At 42.6% G+C, this 18,276-nt stretch carries 16 protein-coding genes; 6 read left to right on the forward strand and 10 right to left on the reverse strand.

All coding sequences use genetic code 11. The features are described from left to right. The first annotated feature begins 175 nt into the window (after positions 1 to 175). From PR834_RS03545 to PR834_RS03560, 4 genes are all read left to right on the forward strand, one after another. On the forward strand, positions 176 to 1,576 hold the full coding sequence (locus tag PR834_RS03545; protein WP_272536438.1) for an NAD(P)/FAD-dependent oxidoreductase: 1,401 nt from the start codon (positions 176 to 178) through the stop codon (positions 1,574 to 1,576). Beyond that, complete coding sequence (locus PR834_RS03550) at positions 1,573 to 2,802, forward strand: NAD(P)/FAD-dependent oxidoreductase (protein ID WP_153673148.1); 1,230 nt, start codon at positions 1,573 to 1,575, stop codon at positions 2,800 to 2,802. Before PR834_RS03545 ends, PR834_RS03550 begins: the two co-directional genes overlap by 4 nt. A 35-nt stretch (positions 2,803 to 2,837) precedes the next feature. Then, positions 2,838 to 3,614: a DeoR/GlpR family DNA-binding transcription regulator gene (locus tag PR834_RS03555; RefSeq protein WP_004260363.1), complete on the forward strand. Its 777-nt coding sequence runs from the start codon at positions 2,838 to 2,840 to the stop codon at positions 3,612 to 3,614. 110 nt (positions 3,615 to 3,724) lie between these two features. After that, positions 3,725 to 4,075 (forward strand): DUF1937 family protein, encoded by a 351-nt coding sequence (locus tag PR834_RS03560; RefSeq protein ID WP_036958284.1) that lies wholly within the window; start codon positions 3,725 to 3,727, stop codon positions 4,073 to 4,075. A gap of 72 nt (positions 4,076 to 4,147) precedes the next feature. Here the strand turns inward: PR834_RS03560 and PR834_RS03565 are convergent, their stop codons facing one another. The 3 genes from PR834_RS03565 to PR834_RS03575 all read right to left on the reverse strand — a co-directional run bounded on the left by PR834_RS03565 (position 4,148) and on the right by PR834_RS03575 (position 8,311). Next, entirely contained in the window at positions 4,148 to 4,939 is a 792-nt protein-coding gene (locus PR834_RS03565; RefSeq protein WP_272536439.1) for a hypothetical protein, read from the reverse strand. A gap of 113 nt (positions 4,940 to 5,052) precedes the next feature. Beyond that, positions 5,053 to 6,801 (reverse strand): YbaL family putative K(+) efflux transporter, encoded by a 1,749-nt coding sequence (gene ybaL / locus PR834_RS03570; RefSeq protein ID WP_094960970.1) that lies wholly within the window; start codon positions 6,799 to 6,801, stop codon positions 5,053 to 5,055. A gap of 286 nt (positions 6,802 to 7,087) precedes the next feature. After that, on the reverse strand, positions 7,088 to 8,311 hold the full coding sequence (locus tag PR834_RS03575; protein WP_004260347.1) for an MFS transporter: 1,224 nt from the start codon (positions 8,309 to 8,311) through the stop codon (positions 7,088 to 7,090). Between the two features lie 258 nt (positions 8,312 to 8,569). Between PR834_RS03575 and ushA the strand changes: the two genes are divergently transcribed. Continuing rightward, positions 8,570 to 10,234 (forward strand): bifunctional UDP-sugar hydrolase/5'-nucleotidase UshA, encoded by a 1,665-nt coding sequence (gene ushA, locus PR834_RS03580; protein WP_004913593.1) that lies wholly within the window; start codon positions 8,570 to 8,572, stop codon positions 10,232 to 10,234. 97 nt (positions 10,235 to 10,331) lie between these two features. Here ushA and ybaK read toward each other — a convergent pair whose 3' ends face one another. The 4 genes from ybaK to copA all read right to left on the reverse strand — a co-directional run bounded on the left by ybaK (position 10,332) and on the right by copA (position 15,474). Next, entirely contained in the window at positions 10,332 to 10,805 is a 474-nt protein-coding gene (gene ybaK / locus PR834_RS03585; RefSeq protein ID WP_004260336.1) for a Cys-tRNA(Pro)/Cys-tRNA(Cys) deacylase YbaK, read from the reverse strand. Positions 10,806 to 10,826: 21 nt separating this feature from the next. Then, positions 10,827 to 11,627, reverse strand: a complete 801-nt coding sequence (locus PR834_RS03590) for a TraB/GumN family protein (RefSeq protein WP_047757018.1) — start codon at positions 11,625 to 11,627, stop codon at positions 10,827 to 10,829. 147 nt (positions 11,628 to 11,774) lie between these two features. Beyond that, positions 11,775 to 12,356, reverse strand: a complete 582-nt coding sequence (locus PR834_RS03595) for an HdeD family acid-resistance protein (protein ID WP_004260329.1) — start codon at positions 12,354 to 12,356, stop codon at positions 11,775 to 11,777. A 184-nt stretch (positions 12,357 to 12,540) separates the two neighbouring features. Next, a complete protein-coding gene (gene copA, locus PR834_RS03600) occupies positions 12,541 to 15,474 on the reverse strand; it encodes a copper-exporting P-type ATPase CopA (RefSeq protein ID WP_206277285.1) in 2,934 nt (977 codons plus the stop codon). Positions 15,475 to 15,593: 119 nt separating this feature from the next. Between copA and cueR the strand changes: the two genes are divergently transcribed. Then, on the forward strand, positions 15,594 to 16,004 hold the full coding sequence (gene cueR, locus PR834_RS03605; protein WP_094960975.1) for a Cu(I)-responsive transcriptional regulator: 411 nt from the start codon (positions 15,594 to 15,596) through the stop codon (positions 16,002 to 16,004). On the opposite strand, the gene PR834_RS03610 is transcribed toward cueR, so the two are convergent. From PR834_RS03610 to PR834_RS03620, 3 genes are read right to left on the reverse strand one after another with little or no spacing between them, the layout of a single operon-like run. After that, positions 15,958 to 16,437: an NfeD family protein gene (locus PR834_RS03610; RefSeq protein WP_164455216.1), complete on the reverse strand. Its 480-nt coding sequence runs from the start codon at positions 16,435 to 16,437 to the stop codon at positions 15,958 to 15,960. The genes cueR and PR834_RS03610 overlap by 47 nt on opposite strands. Further along, positions 16,434 to 17,378, reverse strand: a complete 945-nt coding sequence (locus PR834_RS03615) for an SPFH domain-containing protein (protein ID WP_004260315.1) — start codon at positions 17,376 to 17,378, stop codon at positions 16,434 to 16,436. Before PR834_RS03615 ends, PR834_RS03610 begins: the two co-directional genes overlap by 4 nt. A 13-nt stretch (positions 17,379 to 17,391) precedes the next feature. Further along, on the reverse strand, positions 17,392 to 18,249 hold the full coding sequence (locus PR834_RS03620) for a co-chaperone YbbN (RefSeq protein WP_094960978.1): 858 nt from the start codon (positions 18,247 to 18,249) through the stop codon (positions 17,392 to 17,394). Between the last annotated feature and the right edge of the window lie 27 nt (positions 18,250 to 18,276).

The raw sequence follows: 18,276 nt of genomic DNA on the forward strand, positions 1-18,276 counted from the left end.
GAAATAAAATCCACAAAAAACTCACAGTAAGTTTCACTAATGTGACAAAAATCACAATAAAGTAACAATGTGAGTAATTTTTTGGTTGTTGTTGTGCTTTGTGTTGTTTTAATTATTGTGATTGTGGTAATTATGTGGTTTTATGTGTGCAAGTTTTAAGTTAAGGATCTCAGCCATGGATATTAATAATAAAAAAATTTGGGATGTCATTGTCATCGGCGGTGGTGTCATTGGCTGTGCTGTGACACGTAAATTCACACTGATGGGTGCCAACACGTTGTTACTTGAACGTGGAGGTGACATCCTTTCGGGAGCAAGTAAGGCAAATAGTGCGCTATTACATACAGGTTTTGACGCCACACCAGGGAGTCTAGAACTTGAGTGCATGCAAGAGGGGTATCGTGAATTCATTGAAATCAGAGAAAAAATGAATTTACCTCTTCTTGAAACAGGGGCATTAGTGGTTGCATGGAATGATGAGCAGCTTAGTAAATTGCCTGCGATAGTAGAGCAAGCACACACTAACAATGTATTAGATGTGGCAATTATTGATAAAGAAGAACTCTATCGCAGAGAACCTCATCTAGCACCGGGAGCACTCGCGGCTGTTTCTGTGCCAGGTGAAGCGGTTATTGACCCATGGAGTACACCACTTTCGTATTTAACCCAAGCGGTGAAACATGGGGCTGAATACCGTTTTCATTGTGAGGTAAGCGGTGGAGCACTCAATGATAGAATATGGCGATTAACCACATCAAAAGGTGAGTTTTCTGCCCGTTTGGTCATTAATTGTGCGGGAATTAATGGTGACATTGTTGAATCAATTTGCCACCCATCACCGTTCCAAATAAAGCCACGTAAAGGGCAGTTTCTCGTCTATGATAAAGCCGCAGCAGCGGATATCAATGCAATTATCCTACCTGTACCGACCGCTATCACAAAAGGCGTATTGTTATCAAAAACTATCTTCGGCAACCTTTTGCTTGGTCCAACAGCGGAAGAACAAGATGACCGCTGGAAAGCTGAGGTAAAACAAGAAGTCCTTGAAGACTTAATTGCCCAAGGTTCACGTATGTTACCTTCATTGCATAATTACAGTGTGACCGCAACCTATGCGGGGTTACGTCCTGCTACAGAAGAAAAATATTACCGCATTAATGATTACCCTGAAAAGCAGTGGATGTGTGCGGGGGGAATTCGTTCAACAGGCCTAACTTCAGCTTTAGGGGTGGCTAGTTATCTTGGTAAATTGTATCAAGAAAACTTCACACCACTTTTTGAATTATCACCGCCAGAAGCGCTAATTTGGCCAACCATGCCAATGATTTCTGAATATCACCAACGGGATTACCAATGCAAAAGCAATGGCGGTATTGTTTGCCATTGTGAATTAGTGACTCAGCGGGAGATTGAAGCCGCATTTGATTCGGATATTCCTCCCGAATGTTTGGGCGCTTTACGCCGCAGAACACGAGTGATGATGGGGCGCTGTAATGGGTTTTATTGTAGTAGTCAGGTGGCTGAAATCATTAATGGTCGCTTTGACCACACACTGGCAGTGGAGGCCGTAAAATGAGTTTAAATTATGATGTGATTATCATTGGCTCTGGCCCTACTGGTGTTGCGGCAGCGCAGGCGTTACGCCGTCGTGGTGTTCAAAATATCGCTATTATTGAACGTGAAGCACAGGCGGGAGGCGTTCCGCGTCACTGCCAGCACCCTACATTTGGCATATTAGCCTTTAAACGGCCGATGAAAGGCAATCAATTTGCAGAAAAAATTGTCAATCAACTGGGAAACACGCCAATTTTCACCCGTAGTACCGTGACTGCGTTACAACCTAATGGAAAATTAACCGTTTCAACGCCAGAAGGCCTTGTTGAAATGCAAGCTAAACGAGTATTGATAGCGACGGGGGTAAGAGAGACACCTCGACACCCGCGCTTAGTTTCAGGTTTGCGCCCTCAAGGGGTATTAACAGCCGGGGCATTACAGCAATTTGTTTATTTAAACGGTAAGAAGCCTTGCCGTAATCCAGTGATTGTAGGCAGTGAATTAGTGAGTTTTTCTGCGCTATGGACACTAAAAAACGCCGGTGTTAAAGCCCAAGCGATGATTGAAAGTGGCGAGCGGATTTTAGCGTTTAAACCCGCGACTTTATTTGCCAAAGTGATGGGAACCCCCATTCATCTAAACAGTAAAATTACTGAAATTGGTGGCTTAGATCGTGTGGAATATGTGGTTGTTGAAACTAACGGTAAAAGCCACAAAATTATGTGTGATTCGGTCATTTTTACGGGGCAATTTGTCGGTGAAAATACGTTAATCCGTAAAAGCCATTTGGAGTTTGATGCGGCGACAGGAAAACCGGTAACAGACCAATATGGGCGTTGTTCAGATGCCAGTTACTATGCTGCTGGTAATATGTTGCATCCAGCCGATATGGGCGACCAATGCTATCAAGAAGGATTGGTGACAGGAGAGCGGATTGCTGACGATTTATTAGCGAATCATCATCAGCAGCAATTAAAAGTGGCCCAATGTATTCCTGTGCAGTATGACCCGAAAATTTGTTTTAGTGTTCCAGCATGTATAGATATTGATGATTTATCGGTGCGACAGATTGATTTTAATATCAAAGTTACACAACCAGTAAGCGGAACCATCCGTGTTATGGCAGGGAATACTCTGTTATATGAAAAACGGCATCGCTGCTTACCAACCCGACGTATTTTACTGAAAAACATTGATTTAACAAAAATACAACGGGGAGCTACTGAAATTAGCATCACTGTTGTATAGTGCTGGAAAGTTAAATGGTTAAGAAGGATTAAACTATGTGTGAGGGACGTTCCTCAAAAGTACGTCATCAAACCATCATTGAGTTACTTTCTACTCAAGGGCAGGTTTACGTACAGGAGCTTGCTAAACATTTTAATGTCGCGCAAGAAACTATCCGTCGTGACCTTAGTAAACTTGAAACACAAAAGTTACTAAAAAAAGTCCATGGTGGAGCCGTAAACATTCAGTCAAAATTTGAACGTAATTTTACGGAAAGAGCCCAAGCCGCGGTTGATGAGAAAAAAGCGATTGCAGCGAAAGCCGCGGAACTGATTAAACCCGGAGACACATTGTTTATCGATTTTGGCACAACGACCTTTGAATTTAGCCAAAGAATCAAATTGATTGATAATTTAACGGTTATTACGAATTCGCCTTTATTGGCAAATACGTTACAAGAAAACGTAACTATCGAAACAATTTTGATTGGTGGGCAATTTAACGCCGCACAAAACGCATGTTTAGGCGCCATTGCGCTAAAAAATATTGCTGAGTTTTTTGCAGATTACGCAGTGATTGGGGCAGGGGCGATACATGCATTGCATGGTGTGATGGATCAGCACGTCGATGAAGCTGCAATCGCGCAAAAGATGATGGAAAACAGCGATAAATTAATGGTGTTAGCGGATGGAACAAAGGCTAATAAGCATGCGATTAATTTTGTGACGAGTTGGGACAATATTGATTATTTGGTGACAACCAGCAAAGAATTTAAATTACCTGAGAATAAAAAACATCCTAAAACGAAAATTATTGTTGCGGATGTTGAATAAGCTTTAATTTTCATCATTCAATTATAAACACACCCTATGAAATATATTTAATTATTTTTCATAGGGTTACTTTACCCAAAATTTGATTAACGCCAATACTAGGAATGATTATGAGCCTCTATTTTATTGCTTGCCCTTATTCAGACCCCGACAGCAGTGTCGTAGAAATGCGCTTTGCTGAATGTACTAAATTTGCGGCAGAACTTGCGCTTAAAGGTATCGCTACTTATAGCCAAATCACGATGACCCATCCAATTAACCAATACTTGGCCTCACAGGGGCAAAAAGTCGCATGGTCTTCTATTGATATGGAATTTCTAAAGCGCTGTGATGGTTTAATTGTGCTGACATTGCCAGGCTGGGAAAAGAGCGGTGGTGTTGCAGCGGAAATTCAGTTTTTTAAAGACCAAGGGTTGCCGGTTTGGACAGGGGATGAGTTCAAAGTACAAATGGCAGAATAACGCTTATTTATAGTTATCTTGATGATCCATGACGTTTTATCGTCATGGATTTTTGTGGAATATTAATTAATTTTAATAGTACTGGTACTGGTATTTAAACGTCTCAATTAAAGGGGTTGGCTGGCTACTATGTAAATTGGTTACTGTTTCAGTTAAGCAATTACCATATTTATCAGTTTCGAGACATTCAATGACAGTAGTTATTTCATCAGTATCAATTTTAATTGCCCGTGTTTCTTTCTGAAAAAAGCCATCAGAGTCATAAGTAAATTGGCGAGTATCTCGGCCTGAATTGCCATTAATGGTGGCTAACCTACCTTGGTCATCATAGGAATACTGGTAAAACACCTCTGTCCCTTCAGAAAACCCTTTTGTCGAATCTATTTTGCCATTTTTATACTTAGCTGTGACAGTATAGGCTTTACCTGCTTGGTCTTGAGTTTTGATTTCTGATATTTTGCCTGATGAGTCTTGTTCAAAAGTGAATTTGCTTTCCATATTCTGCACGGGTTGGTCGAATGAAATCAGGTTCACCATTGTATAAACTGGTTTTTTCTGGATTGTTCTTTTCAGTGATGAGAAGAGCTCTCCATTTAAAAACCATTTTGATTCACTTTGATAGCTTTCCAGTTCACCACAAGGTAAAAATATCATTTCAATCGTTTTAGTGTCTAACGATGAGCCTTTAGGAACCGAGCTATAGTTTATAGATTTAATTGTTTTGACAGGGCCATAAACGATTTTTTGTATCATCAAATGCAAGTTATCACGATGCATATTCCGTTGTTCATCACTACAGTTTTCAGCTGCATAAGCAGATGAAGCAAGCAAGGTTAATAGGGGAAATAAGAACGTTTTTTTCATTCGGTAAGTTCCTAGGTGATTTATATTTACGGAATACTACCTAATAGATGAGCAAAAAGTTTGCGTAAAAAAGCCGTAACCCAAAGGCTACGGCTTTAAAGATAGGGCTGTGTTTAGTGGCTAGGTTTTAGATATTCATCTAAGTTTTTGCCTTCAACTTTTTTATTGTCATTATCAATAAAATCATCGATTGAACAACCGAACTCTTCCACATCATTGCACATGAGAGTCGCCATGGATTTAGCAATCTCATGTTCACCAATAATGATATGGTCTGCTCCACGCTCTTTGATAAAGCTGACTTCATCATCATAATGGGCACGAACAATCACAGTGACATCTGGGTTCATTTCTTTTGCGGTTGCGACAATTTCACCGGCTTCATAACCATTAGGGATTGTTAAAAGCAATGTTTTGGCACATTCAATACGCGCAAGGCTAATGATATCTTTATTTGCACCATTGCCTAAAATTGCACTAAAGCCATTTTCAGCAAGTTCTTCAAACCGAGCGCGGGTATCTTCAACAACAACAACCGGAATTTCCCTTCTACGCAGTTTGTCTGCAAGCATACCACCTACTCGACCATAACCGACGATGATTGCGTGGCCGCAGATATCGACAGGAACTTGGGTTTCTTCTTCCAGAGTCTCTTCCAGCAGTTGTTCTTCGATTGTCTCGGTTTTCTCAAGGTACTTATCTAATAAGCTAAATAACACAGGATTTAGCATAATCGAGACAATTGCGCCTGCTAATACTAAGTTTTGTGCATCTTTATCCATGACGCCTAGGGTTAACCCCATACCGGCTAAGATAAAGGCAAACTCACCAATTTGTGCAAGACTAACAGAAATGGTTAATGCAGTTCGTCGTGAATGACCAAACATCCTAACAAGTACTAAGGCGGCTGCGGATTTACCAATAATGATAATGGCGAGAACGGCTAAAATCCCTAGCGGTTGCTCAATTAATACCACTGGGTCGAACAGCATCCCAACTGAGACAAAGAACAGGACGGCAAAGGCATCGCGTAATGGCAGCGTGTCTTGTGCAGCACGGTGGCTGAGCTCAGACTCATTTAATACCATCCCTGCGAAGAACGCACCGAGGGCAAATGAGGCATCGAAAATAGCCACAGCGGCATAGGCAATACCCAATGCAAGTGCTAGTACGGCAAGAGTAAACAGTTCACGAGAACCTGTTGATGCGGTACGTGATAAAATCCATGGGATAACTTTACGCCCCACGACAATCATAATAAATATGAATAGAACAACTTTACCTATTGTCCATGCAAGGCCTAACGTGAGTTCACTGAAGCTAGCGTCATCGGTGTTCATGATAGCCGCAGCAGCAGGCAGAAGAACAAGTGTTAAGACCATGGCGAGGTCTTCAACAATCAGCCAGCCTATAGCAATTTGCCCACGCTGACTTTCAATCAGTTGGCGTTCTTCTAAAGCACGTAGTAATACGACGGTACTGGCGGTTGATAAACACAGGCCGAATACAACACCTGTAAATATTCCCCAGCCAAATAACATGGACAGGCCAAGACCCAGTAAGGTTGCCACTGCGATTTGTGCAATGGCTCCAGGAATGGCGATAGCTTTAACAGCAAGTAAATCTTTTAATGAAAAATGTAGGCCTACCCCAAACATCAGTAAGATAACACCGATTTCAGCAAGTTCAGGCGCCAATGCTGCATCAGCAACAAAGCCAGGGGTAAATGGGCCAGCGAGAACACCGGCCGCAAGATAGCCAACTAAAGGGGAAATTTTTAATCGCTGCGCGATCATACCTAACAAATATGCAAGGGCGAGACCACCAACAATGGTTGTGATTAAGGGCGTTGAATGCTCCATTTAGTCTCCTCTGGTGAATATAAAAATAGAAAGGTGGGTACATGCCGTTGACTTTTAAAATGAGGCCTTCATTTTAAAATGCAAATTGCATGTTTTTATATTCTAACTTTTTTTGAGATAAATTTCCTTAAAAAAATGAAATGTTTTTAAAAAAAAGACAGGTTAAAGGAGCTAAATCGTTACAAGCTGTGTGTTTGTGAGATTTTTATCTGAAATTAATCTGAATTATGGAAGGAAAGACCCATACTTATTTTTAGGTAAGTATGGGTAAAATAAGAAAATAAATCTATTTTTTGCCAATATTTGGCAGCAATACTGTAAAAATCCCAAGTAAGGGTAAGAAAGCACAATAATGATAAACTTGTTCAATACTGGTCTGGTCTGCGATATGGCCTAAAACGGCAGCGCCAACGCCCCCCATGCCGAATGCTAACCCAAAGAACAACCCTGATACCATGCCGGTTTTACCAGGGATCAGCTCTTGTGCGTAGACTAAAATAGCCGAAAATGCAGAGGCTAAAATCATACCAATAATTACGGTAAGTACCCCAGTCCAATAAAGAGATGCATAGGGTAAAATTAAGGTAAATGGCGCAACTCCAAGGATTGAGAACCAAATAACGTATTTACGTCCTATTTTGTCACCTATTGGCCCACCAATCATAGTACCTGCGGCAACGGCAAATAAGAAAACAAACAAATGAATCTGAGCATTTTGTACAGAAACACCGAACTTATCGATCAAATAAAAGGTGTAATAGCTACTGATACTTGCCAAATAGAAATATTTTGAAAAAATCAGAATTAACAGTACTGCCAAAGAGCCAATAATTGTTTTTCGTGGTAGGACTTTAACATTCCCTGCACTGATCGGCTTTTTACTTGCTGCGCGGTGTTGTTGTTTGTACCAGCTACTGACTTGCAACAAAATAACAATTGCAAGCAAAGCTGCGAGCGAGAACCAGCCAATATTGCCTTTTCCGTAGGGTTCAATAATTAGTGCTGCAAGTAGTGGCCCAAGGGAGGCGCCCAAGTTGCCTCCGACTTGGAAAAATGATTGTGCCAGACCATGACGCCCCCCTGAAGCCATACGAGCAACACGAGAAGATTCAGGATGGAAGACAGAAGAACCAGTTCCAACCAATGCGGCTGCAAGTAATATGGTCGGGAAGGTTTCTGCCATCGCTAACAAGATTAACCCCGTTAGCGTGAAACTCATTCCTATTGGCAAGGAATAAGGTTGTGGGTGTTTGTCCGTATAGTAGCCAATAATCGGTTGCAACAGTGATGCGGTAATTTGATAAGTAAGGGTAATCATCCCGATTTGGGCAAAACTCAATGAGAAATCAGATTGTAATAAAGGATAAATGGCTAAGATCAGTGACTGGATCATGTCATTGAGTAAATGAGAAACACTGATCGCAGTTAGGATACTAAAGACCGTTTTCCCTGTTTTATTTAATGGCTTTGACGGGCTTGGGTTGTTGGGGGTTGTGGTTTGCTCACTCATGTCATTATCAACTTTTTGTGTTACATAATTGTTATTAATATAACTGAAATACAATTTATTTAAATGAATAAATAAATCACGTGAATAACTAGTGCCCGTTAATTATTTGATGGCGATCTCATTTTTATGAAACGAATTTCTTATTCTGCAATAGGTATCAAATCCTGCTCATATTTTTATGCTATAAGACAGCAGGTAGTGACAAACTATAATCTAATATGACTGTATAAAAATTCCTATACCAGCAGGGAGAAATGTATGAAGTTTGCATTTAAGGCATGCGCATTAACGGTATCGTTAGCGTTAATACCCGCAACTATGGCAAATGCGTGGGAAAAAGACAAAACATACAATATTACCATTTTGCATACCAATGACCATCATGGCCACTTTTGGCACAACGACCACGGTGAATATGGTTTAGCAGCGCAAAAAACGGTAGTTGATGAAATTCGTGACGAAGTTGCTAAGCAAGGTGGCAGTGTTTTACTGCTCTCTGGTGGCGATATTAATACCGGTGTACCAGAGTCTGATTTACAAGATGCAGAACCTGATTTTAAAGGAATGAACTTAGTCGGTTACGATGCAATGGCATTAGGAAACCACGAGTTTGATAACCCACTTGAGACGCTGCGTCAGCAAGAAAAATGGGCAACCTTTCCGTTTTTATCCGCCAATATTTATCAAAGCAGTACAGGTAAACGCCTTTTCAAACCTTACCAAATCTTTGATAAACAAGGTGTAAAAATTGCTGTTATGGGGTTAACCACTGACGACACCGTGCGTATTGGTAACCCTGCCAACTTCCCTGATGTCGAATTCCGTGTGCCTGCGGACGAAGCCAAAAAAGTGGTTGAAGAGCTCCGTGCGACAGAAAAACCAGACATTATCATCGCCGCAACCCATATGGGGCATTATGATGATGGCAACCATGGTTCGAATGCCCCGGGCGATGTAGAAATGGCACGCAGCTTACCCGCTGGTTATTTAGATATGATAGTGGGTGGTCACTCACAAGACCCTGTTTGTATGTCTCAAGAAAAGAAAAACTACAAACAGGAAGACTATGTACCCGGTACACCGTGTGCGCCAGATAACCAAAATGGAACTTGGATTGTGCAAGCCCATGAATGGGGTAAATATGTTGGCCGTGCGGATTTTGAATTTAAAAACGGTAAGTTTACCCTGAAGCACTACCAGTTAATCCCAATTAACTTGAAGAAAAAAGTCACAAAAGAAGATGGGACTAGCGAGCGAGTTTACTATACGCAAGAAATTGCTCATAACCCTGACATGATGAAATTACTGACACCTTATCAAGAAAAAGGTGACAAGCAATTGAGTGTTAAAGTGGGCTCTGTTGAAGGTAAACTTGAAGGTGATCGCAGTAAAGTGCGTTTTGTGCAAACCAATATGGGGCATCTTCTGTTAGCTGCACAAAAAGAACGCGCAGGGGCTGATTTCGCGATTATGAGCGGTGGCGGTGTTCGTGATTCCATTGAAAGTGGCGATATCACTTATAAAGATGTGCTTAAGGTTCAACCGTTTGCCAATGAGTTAGTTTATGTGGACTTCAAAGGTGATGAAGTTATCCCATATCTGACTGCGGTTGCGAATATGAAACCAGATGCAGGCGCGTATGGTCAGTTCTACAATGTGAATTTAACCCTGAATAAAGATGGCACGATTAGTGATGTCAAAATTGATGGGAAGCCTGTTGACCCGGCCAAAACGTATCGTATGGCAACGTTGAATTTCAATGCAATTGGTGGGGACGGTTACCCGAAAATTGACAACCACCCTAATTATGTTAATACCGGCTTTGTCGATGCGGAAGTGCTCAAAGGGTATATTGAAAAACACTCCCCGCTGAAAGCGGCAGACTATGAGCCAAAAGGTGAGATTATTTATAATAATAAATAATTAAATCATTATTACCTTGAAAGCCTCACTTTATTTCACAGTGGGGCTTTTTAGTTTAATACTATCCAATAATCCTCAATGCCATCAAAGTGTAATGCTATTTTCGTATTTCAGCGAAGGTTGCATTCAGCACTTTGGCGAGATCGGTAGGAGCAAGTTCAATATCTAGCCCACGTTTCCCACCTGAAACAAACATAGTGGCATATTGCTGAGCTTGGTCGTCAATTACTGTTGGTAAGCGCTTTTTTTGACCTAATGGGCTAATTCCCCCAAGCAAGTATCCCGTTGTTTTTTGAGCGATTTGTGGGTCCGCCATTTCAACTTTTTTGACCTTAAACACTTTGGCAACCTGTTTTAAATCTAATTGCCCTGAAACAGGTGTGACGGCCACGGCTAACGTTTTTTGATCGCCATTGAGTGCGACTAACAAGGTTTTAAACACTTGCTTGGCATCTAACCCAAGTTTTTGTACTGCTTCATCACCAAAGTTACTTTCATTTGGGTCGTGGTCATAAGGATGTAAAGTGAAGGAAATTTTTTGTTTTTCGAGTAATTTAACGGCTGGGGTCATTTTGAGCCTTCTATTTATGACTTAGTTTCGCAAATATTCTACTAGACTATTTTCACCAAACAGGTGTAACGCACCAACGGCAACCACATAGTTACCATCAGGAAGTGACCTAAGTTGTTCGCTCCAATTCGCGTTTCGTTGCTTCATCAATACTTGGTAAATATCTTCGCTAAAGGTATTGGGTAAAGCGGTACGATTATTGGGTTGGTAGTCTAGCCACCAGCCTATCATCGTTTGTAGCGAGCGCGCGTTTTCACGCCAGTGGTTCAATGAGTCTTGTAATAACGCTAACCCATTATTAGGCAAAGAAAGCAGCAATTCAACTTGAGAGGCGGTTCCTTCTAGTTCAATAATTGGTTTGAGTTGTGATTGCGCATTACGGATAAGTTGGTAGTCAATACCGTAATGGCCTCTAAGCCCGAGCTCTTGGGCTTGGGTTGCTTGCAAAATCAGGGCGATTTGCCATGAGGGTAAGGCATCAAAGCGTTCGGGGGATTGGCGGAGCTCTAAGCAATATTGTTGAAAAAGGTGATATTCATCAAGAGTGAGTCGTTGTTCGACAGGGAGAAGTTCGGTGGTATCGCTAGGAAATGGGGAGTGAGTTTCAGTGATATCCGCCTCAACGATCAAGGCATCTGCGAGATTGAGTTTATCTAATAATGTGGCAGACAAAGGAAACATATTTTCTGTTCCCATATGGATGCTACCCACAACGTGCAATTTAAGATTTTTTGATAGCCGAATATCAATGGCAGGGTAAGGGTAAGCCGGAGCGGTTTGCGTATGAAGCCAATTTTTTAAATTTTCGAACAGTTTACCCACGATTTCGCCCCTGTGTTATCTCTCATTTTATTAGGTTAAACAATCTAGCCGCAATTTGCGAATACTCATCGCGAATTGCGCATTTTTTAGCAGATTGATGACATCGTGGAGGCGAAAAAATGCCCCTGTCAAAGGGGCATGGTAGGGTTAATTATTTTTACTGATACCTTTAAATACACTGAGTAACGTGAACAAACTAAAGGAACTAAACACCATTTCGATACCAATTAGGGTTGTCAGTAAGGTAATTGATGTAATTGGGCCATTACCGATAAGTAAATAGGCAATAAAGAAATCTAACAGCCCAATGATGATTTGTAACCAGCCACCCGCTGAGCTAATTTGTTGGAAGCCGACATACAGCCGAATGACCCCACCCACGATAAACAAAGCCGCCACTAAAATAGCCAAAGCTACCAAACTTTGTAACGGGTCTTTAATAAACGAGTAGCCGACAATGATATAGATAAGGCCAATAACAAAACCAAATAACCGGGACCAACCGGTATAGATCACGGTACTTAGAATGCTTACAATCGCGCCAACGCCCCCAATAATCAGGAGCACCCCAAGTACGGTACTAACGGCAATGCCTGAAATCATTGGGTTGATAATGCAAAAAATTCCACCAGCCAACAGTAAAATGGATAAGATCACCAAAAAGGTACGTTGCTTTTTAAACTCTTCGCCTGCAAGTTTGGCGAGTTTTTCACGATCAATATTAAGCATTTTGTACTCCAAATATTAAGTAACTAACTATTTATAAGTATAGGCTTAGCTTGATATTAATGACATAAAAAATAATGCGATTTTTACTTAGTAAGAAAATGAAGTGTTGTAGTGATAAGGTTTAGATATGAACAGCATTCATCATTAAAAAGGGAGGAACTCATGTTCCTCCCACTTTTGGGTATTATTTTTCAGGTTTAAAGCGTAATAAGCGGTTTGCGTTACTGACCACGGTAATGGATGATAAAGCCATTGCTGCGCCTGCAACGACAGGGTTAAGTAAAGTCCCGGTAATTGGGTATAAAATACCCGCGGCAATTGGGATACCTAAGGTATTGTAAACAAAGGCCCCAAATAAGTTTTGCTTCATATTACGCAGTGTTCCTTTCGAAATAGACACTGCATCGGCTACACCATGTAAGCTTTGGCGCATCAGGGTAATCGATGCTGTTTCAATAGCGATATCACTGCCGCCGCCCATCGCAATACCAACGTCAGCTCGGGCTAGAGCAGGGGCATCATTGATACCATCACCCACCATCGCAACTTTGTGGCCTTTAGCTTGTAAGGCTTCAATCGCGGCGGATTTACCGTCTGGCATGACGCCTGCTATTACCTCATCAATACCCGCTTCTTTGGCTATCGCATTGGCAGTTACTGGGTTATCCCCGGTTAACATGACTAATCGGAAACCTTGTTTATGTAACCGCGCCAGTGCGCTTATGCTATCTTCACGCAATGGGTCACGGATAGATAACAGTGCGGCAACTTTACCATCAACAGCCAGTAAAACAGGCGTTACGCCTTGAGTGGCTTGTTGGTGTAATGTTTCTTCAACGTCACGGGTATCAACATTATTTTGCGCTAACAGTTTTTGGTTACCTAACAAAATAGTTTGGCCGTTAATTATTGCACTAATACCTAACCCAGCTAAGGTTCTAAACTGCTCATTAGCGGGTAGTGTTAAGCCTTTTGCGCGATTTAAAACAGCGCGGGCAAGTGGGTGATTAGAGCCATTTTCTAATGAAGCGGCAAACTGTAAGGCGGTATCTTGTTCGAACCCATTAAACACGTGGATATCCGTAACTTGAGGCATGCCTTCAGTCAATGTACCTGTTTTATCAAATACAATGGTATCTAATTCACTGGCTTGCTGTAATGCATCTGCATCGCGTACTAACACGCCAAACTCAGCCGCTCGGCCCACGCCAGAAATAATCGACATTGGTGTTGCAAGGCCAAGCGCACAAGGGCACGCAATAATTAACACGGTTGTGGTGATAACGAGTGCGTAAGTAATTTGTGGTGCGGGCCCAACAAAGTACCAAATTGCACCTGAAATTAAGGCGATAGCCACTACAATCGGCACAAAGACGGCAGAAATACGGTCAGCAAGCTGGCCAATTTGTGGTTTACTACTTTGTGCTTGGCGAACAAGGTGAATAATTCGAGCTAAAGTCGTTTGGCTGCCAACAGCAGCGGCACGAAATAGCACGGTACCATCTTGTACCACAGTACCTGCATGGACTTGATCCCCTTTGCTTTTTTGCTGTGGGATCGGCTCACCCGTGAGCATGGCTTCGTCTAACCAAACCTCGCCTTCGATAATTTCACCATCAACAGGGACACGGTCACCAGTTGCTAAGCGTAAAACCATCCCTTTTTTGACTTGCTCCAGTGGCATATCCACTTCGCCTTGCTCTGTGACAACACGGGCAGTTGGCGGTGTCAGGTCTAGCAAGCGTTCAAGGGCTTTTGATGAACGTTGGCGAGCTCGCTGTTCTAGGGCATGACCAAGGTTAATAAGACCGATGATCATGGCACTGGCTTCATAATAAAGGTGGCGAGCTTGGTCTGGGAATAACTCAGGCCAAATATTCACCACAATCGAATAAAGCCAAGCCGCTCCTGTTCCTAACGCAACTAAGGTATCCATAGTGGCGCTGCCATTTTTCAGGCTTTGCCATGCATTACGATAAAAGTGCCCCCCTGCAAATACCATTACCGCAAGGGTTAATGCACCTATGGTGAGCCAAATGGTATGGTTTTGCTCAGTCAGCACCATGTTATCGCCCATCATCCCCCATACCATCACAGGGATACCAAGGGCAAGAGCTAATGCCGATTGCCAGCGGAAGCGGCGCATATTGGCTTGCGCGACTTCTTGTTGGCGCTCACGGCGTTTGGCTTCATCTTGAATGATCTCCGCGCCATAGCCTGCTTTGACAACCGCGTCGATTAAATCATTTGGTTCAGCAGTTCCGGTGACTAAAGCACTGCGCTCTGCTAAGTTGACACGTGCATTTTCAACGCCCGGTACGCTATTTAAGGCTTTCTGGACTTTGTTGACACAACTGGCACAGGTCATGCCATCGAGCAGTAACTGTATGCTGTCATCCATTGGGCTAATTTCAGGCTGTTCACCTAAATCAGACTCTTGTGCCGGGATCTCACAGATTGCCGCTGAATCAGCTTCCGGCTGTTCAGTTGTGGTACTCAGCGGCTCAGTTTTTGGGTGAGATTCATTCTCAGTGGCTTGGTAGCCAGCGGCTTGAACCGCAGCAATTAAGGCGTCTACGGAGGCCGTACCACGAACAACAGCGGTTTGGGTATCGACAGTTGCGCTTTCAACACCATCAACCGCTTCTAGCGCCTGCTGTGTTTTAGCGGCACATTTCATGCAAGTTAGACCCGAAAGGGCTAAAGTGATCGCTTTTGTTTGAGCCAGTTCTGCGTTGTAGCCTGCTTGTTGAACGGCAGCGATTAACGTTTGCGCATCAGCAGTGCCATATACCTTGGCGCTAGTCGTATCGACAACAGCAGTGGCGACACCGTCAACCTCTTCGAGTGCTTTTTGTGTTTTACCCGCACATTTCATACAATTGAGGCCAGAAAGTTGTAATTCGATATCTGGGGCTGTAGCCACTTCAGCTTCATAACCTGCGTCAACGATGGTTTTAATTAAATCAGCCACATTGGCATCACTTTCCATCACGGCATAATCGATAGTGACTTTTAAGTTAGTGACATCACCGCGCCCTTCGAGCGCTTTAGTGACTGAGCCGACACAGTGCATGCAGCTTAGCCCCTGTAATTTTAAAATAATCATGTTACTCATTTTGCAGCCTCCAAAACCCGTTTGATGTATTGGGTCTATAACTTTATCTACAATTAGGTCTATAATTCGACAATGAACAAAGGTTACACCTTCCAGCAAGGTTAAGGTCAAGAGGAATTATGAATATTAGTGAAATTGCCAAAAAAACGGGCCTAACTGCAAAAGCTATTCGTTTTTATGAAGACAAAGGGCTAATTACACCGCCTGAAAGAGGGGAAAATAGCTACCGTTATTATCAGGAGCGTCATTTAAACGAACTCGTATTGCTCAAACAGGCAAAAGATGTGGGTTTTACCTTGGATGAATGTGGCGAACTGTTAGGTTTATTTCGTAATCCAACCAGACATAGTGCGGATGTAAAAACGACAACGATAGCGAAGATAAATGAAATAGAGCAGACAATCGTTAAATTGTCTGCTATTCGAGATACATTACAAGAGCTCGTGGACGTATGCCCTGGGGATGATGGTGCGGATTGCCCAATTATTGACCACTTGGCGCGTGGGTGCTGTCATCATGCGAAGGCTTAACCTGCAAGGTGATGCCGTCTACTGCGATGACCACCACTTCTGTATTGGCACTTAATGGCGTGTCGCTATAGACACGCCAACTGCCATCCGCAAGGCGTACACGGCTAAAACCTTCTTCAGTATCTGACAACAAACGGCTTTTAACACCGATGAGTTGATGGCTAATTTGGTTGACGTTATCTGCCTTATTTTTTTGCCTATTCCTCAACCAGTTGCGCCATAACACAGCAGAGACAACGGTAAAAATGGCAAATAAAATCCCTTGCCACTCCCAACCGATAAATGGCAGTGCCCAAGCGATAACCCCAACAAGCACCGCAGCAATACCCGACCATAAAAGATAGCCTGCGGTACCAAGAAGTTCACCAATCAGCAATAGCCCACCAAGGCACAGCCAAAACCATGCGGGTTGAGCACTGATAAGCTCTATCATTCTTTTACCTGCTTTTTCATGGCACTGGTTTTCTTGCTTTCTCCGATTAGCTCAGTAATCCCACCAATTGCGCCCATTAAATTACTGGCTTCTAATGGCATCATGATGACTTTGCTGTTTTCGGCAGAACCAATACTGGTCAGTGCATCGGTGTATTTTTGCGCCACAAAGTAATTAATAGCCTGCATATCACCAGCGGCAATAGCTTCAGATACCATTTGTGTCGCTTTTGCTTCCGCTTCCGCGGCTCTTTCACGCGCTTCGGCTTGTAAAAATGCCGACTGGCGTTCCCCTTCGGCTTTGAGAATTTGTGACTGTTTTTCACCTTCAGCTTTTAAAATTGCCGCTTGTCGGATCCCCTCGGCCTCAAGAATATCGGCACGTTTAGTACGTTCAGCCTTCATCTGCGCATTCATCGCACTAATCAATTCTTTTGGTGGCTTCACGTCACGAATTTCGATACGGGTAATTTTGACACCCCAAGGGTTGGTTGCTTCATCCACCACGTGCAGCAAGCGGCTATTAATGGAATCACGTTGTGACAACATTTCGTCTAGTTCCATGGAGCCTAATACGGTACGAATATTCGTCATGGTTAAATTCAGTACCGAAAGCTCAAGGTTGCTAACCTCATAGGCTGCACGTACTGGGTCAACGACTTGGATAAAGCAGACAGCATCGATAGTGACGTTGGCATTATCGCGAGAAATAACTTCTTGAGATGGGATATCAAGGACTTGTTCCATCATATTGATGCGACGGCCAATTTTGTCCATAAATGGGACAATAATATGTAAGCCGGGCTGCAACGTACGGGTATAACGACCGAAGCGCTCAACGGTCCATTGAAAGCCTTGCGGTACTGTTTTAACACAGGTAAAAACAATAACGACAGCGACAAAAATGATAATCGGTATTGCACCAAAGGCGAACAAGTCCATATTTAACCCTTAATTAGTAAAGTAATGAATATACTTGGCGACGGTATTTACTGGCAATTGCATCACCGGTTCCCATTGCCGACATAATATCCATCATGGTTTTTCTTACTGCGCCGTCACCCGCACCCAAGTCGGTACGTAAAAAGCCGAATAACATTTCCAGCGCTTCTTCGTTGCGGTTCACCTCATGCAGTTTTAGGGCTAATTGAACCGCTAACGTTGTATTTTGTGGATCTTGATTGAATTCATCTTGTAATTGCTGAATTTCAGGGGTGTCCGCAGCTTGCTTCAATAATTCAATTTGTGCGATTAAACCTTGGTAACGACTGTCTTTATCCTGTAATGGGACAGCTTCTAAAGTAGCTTGTGCGTCATCAACGAGATTTAAACCGATTTGGGTTTCTGCCAATAATAAAGTGATGTCGCTATTTTTTGGGTTCAGCTGATGTGCTTCTTTTAATAATGGCAGCGCTTCTTGTGTTTTACCTTCTGCAATTAATTCAGCGGCTTGTGCTGCTTTCATTTCTTCTGGGCTTGGCAGCACGCGAGATAAAATTTCCAACACCACCTCTTCTGGTTGTGGCCCTTCAAAGCCATCAACAGGGCGGCCATTTTGTAATACATACACAGTAGGGATCGCTTTTAAGCCAAACTGGCTTGCGATCATTTGTTCTTCATCACAATTAACTTTAGCTAAAATAAATGACCCTGCGTAGTCGTTGGCAATTTTTTCCAACATGGTACCGAAATCTTGGCAATGAGGGCTACGCGGTGACCAAAAATAAAACATGACAGGTAAGTTCATTGATTGTTCAATGACTTGGTGTAGGTTGGTTTCGTTAATATCAATTATCTGAGCGTTAGCAAACATAAGAAGTCTCTTTTGAATTTGTTATCA

This window comes from Providencia sp. PROV182 (genome assembly GCF_028480325.1).
Lineage (GTDB): Bacteria > Pseudomonadota > Gammaproteobacteria > Enterobacterales > Enterobacteriaceae > Providencia > Providencia hangzhouensis.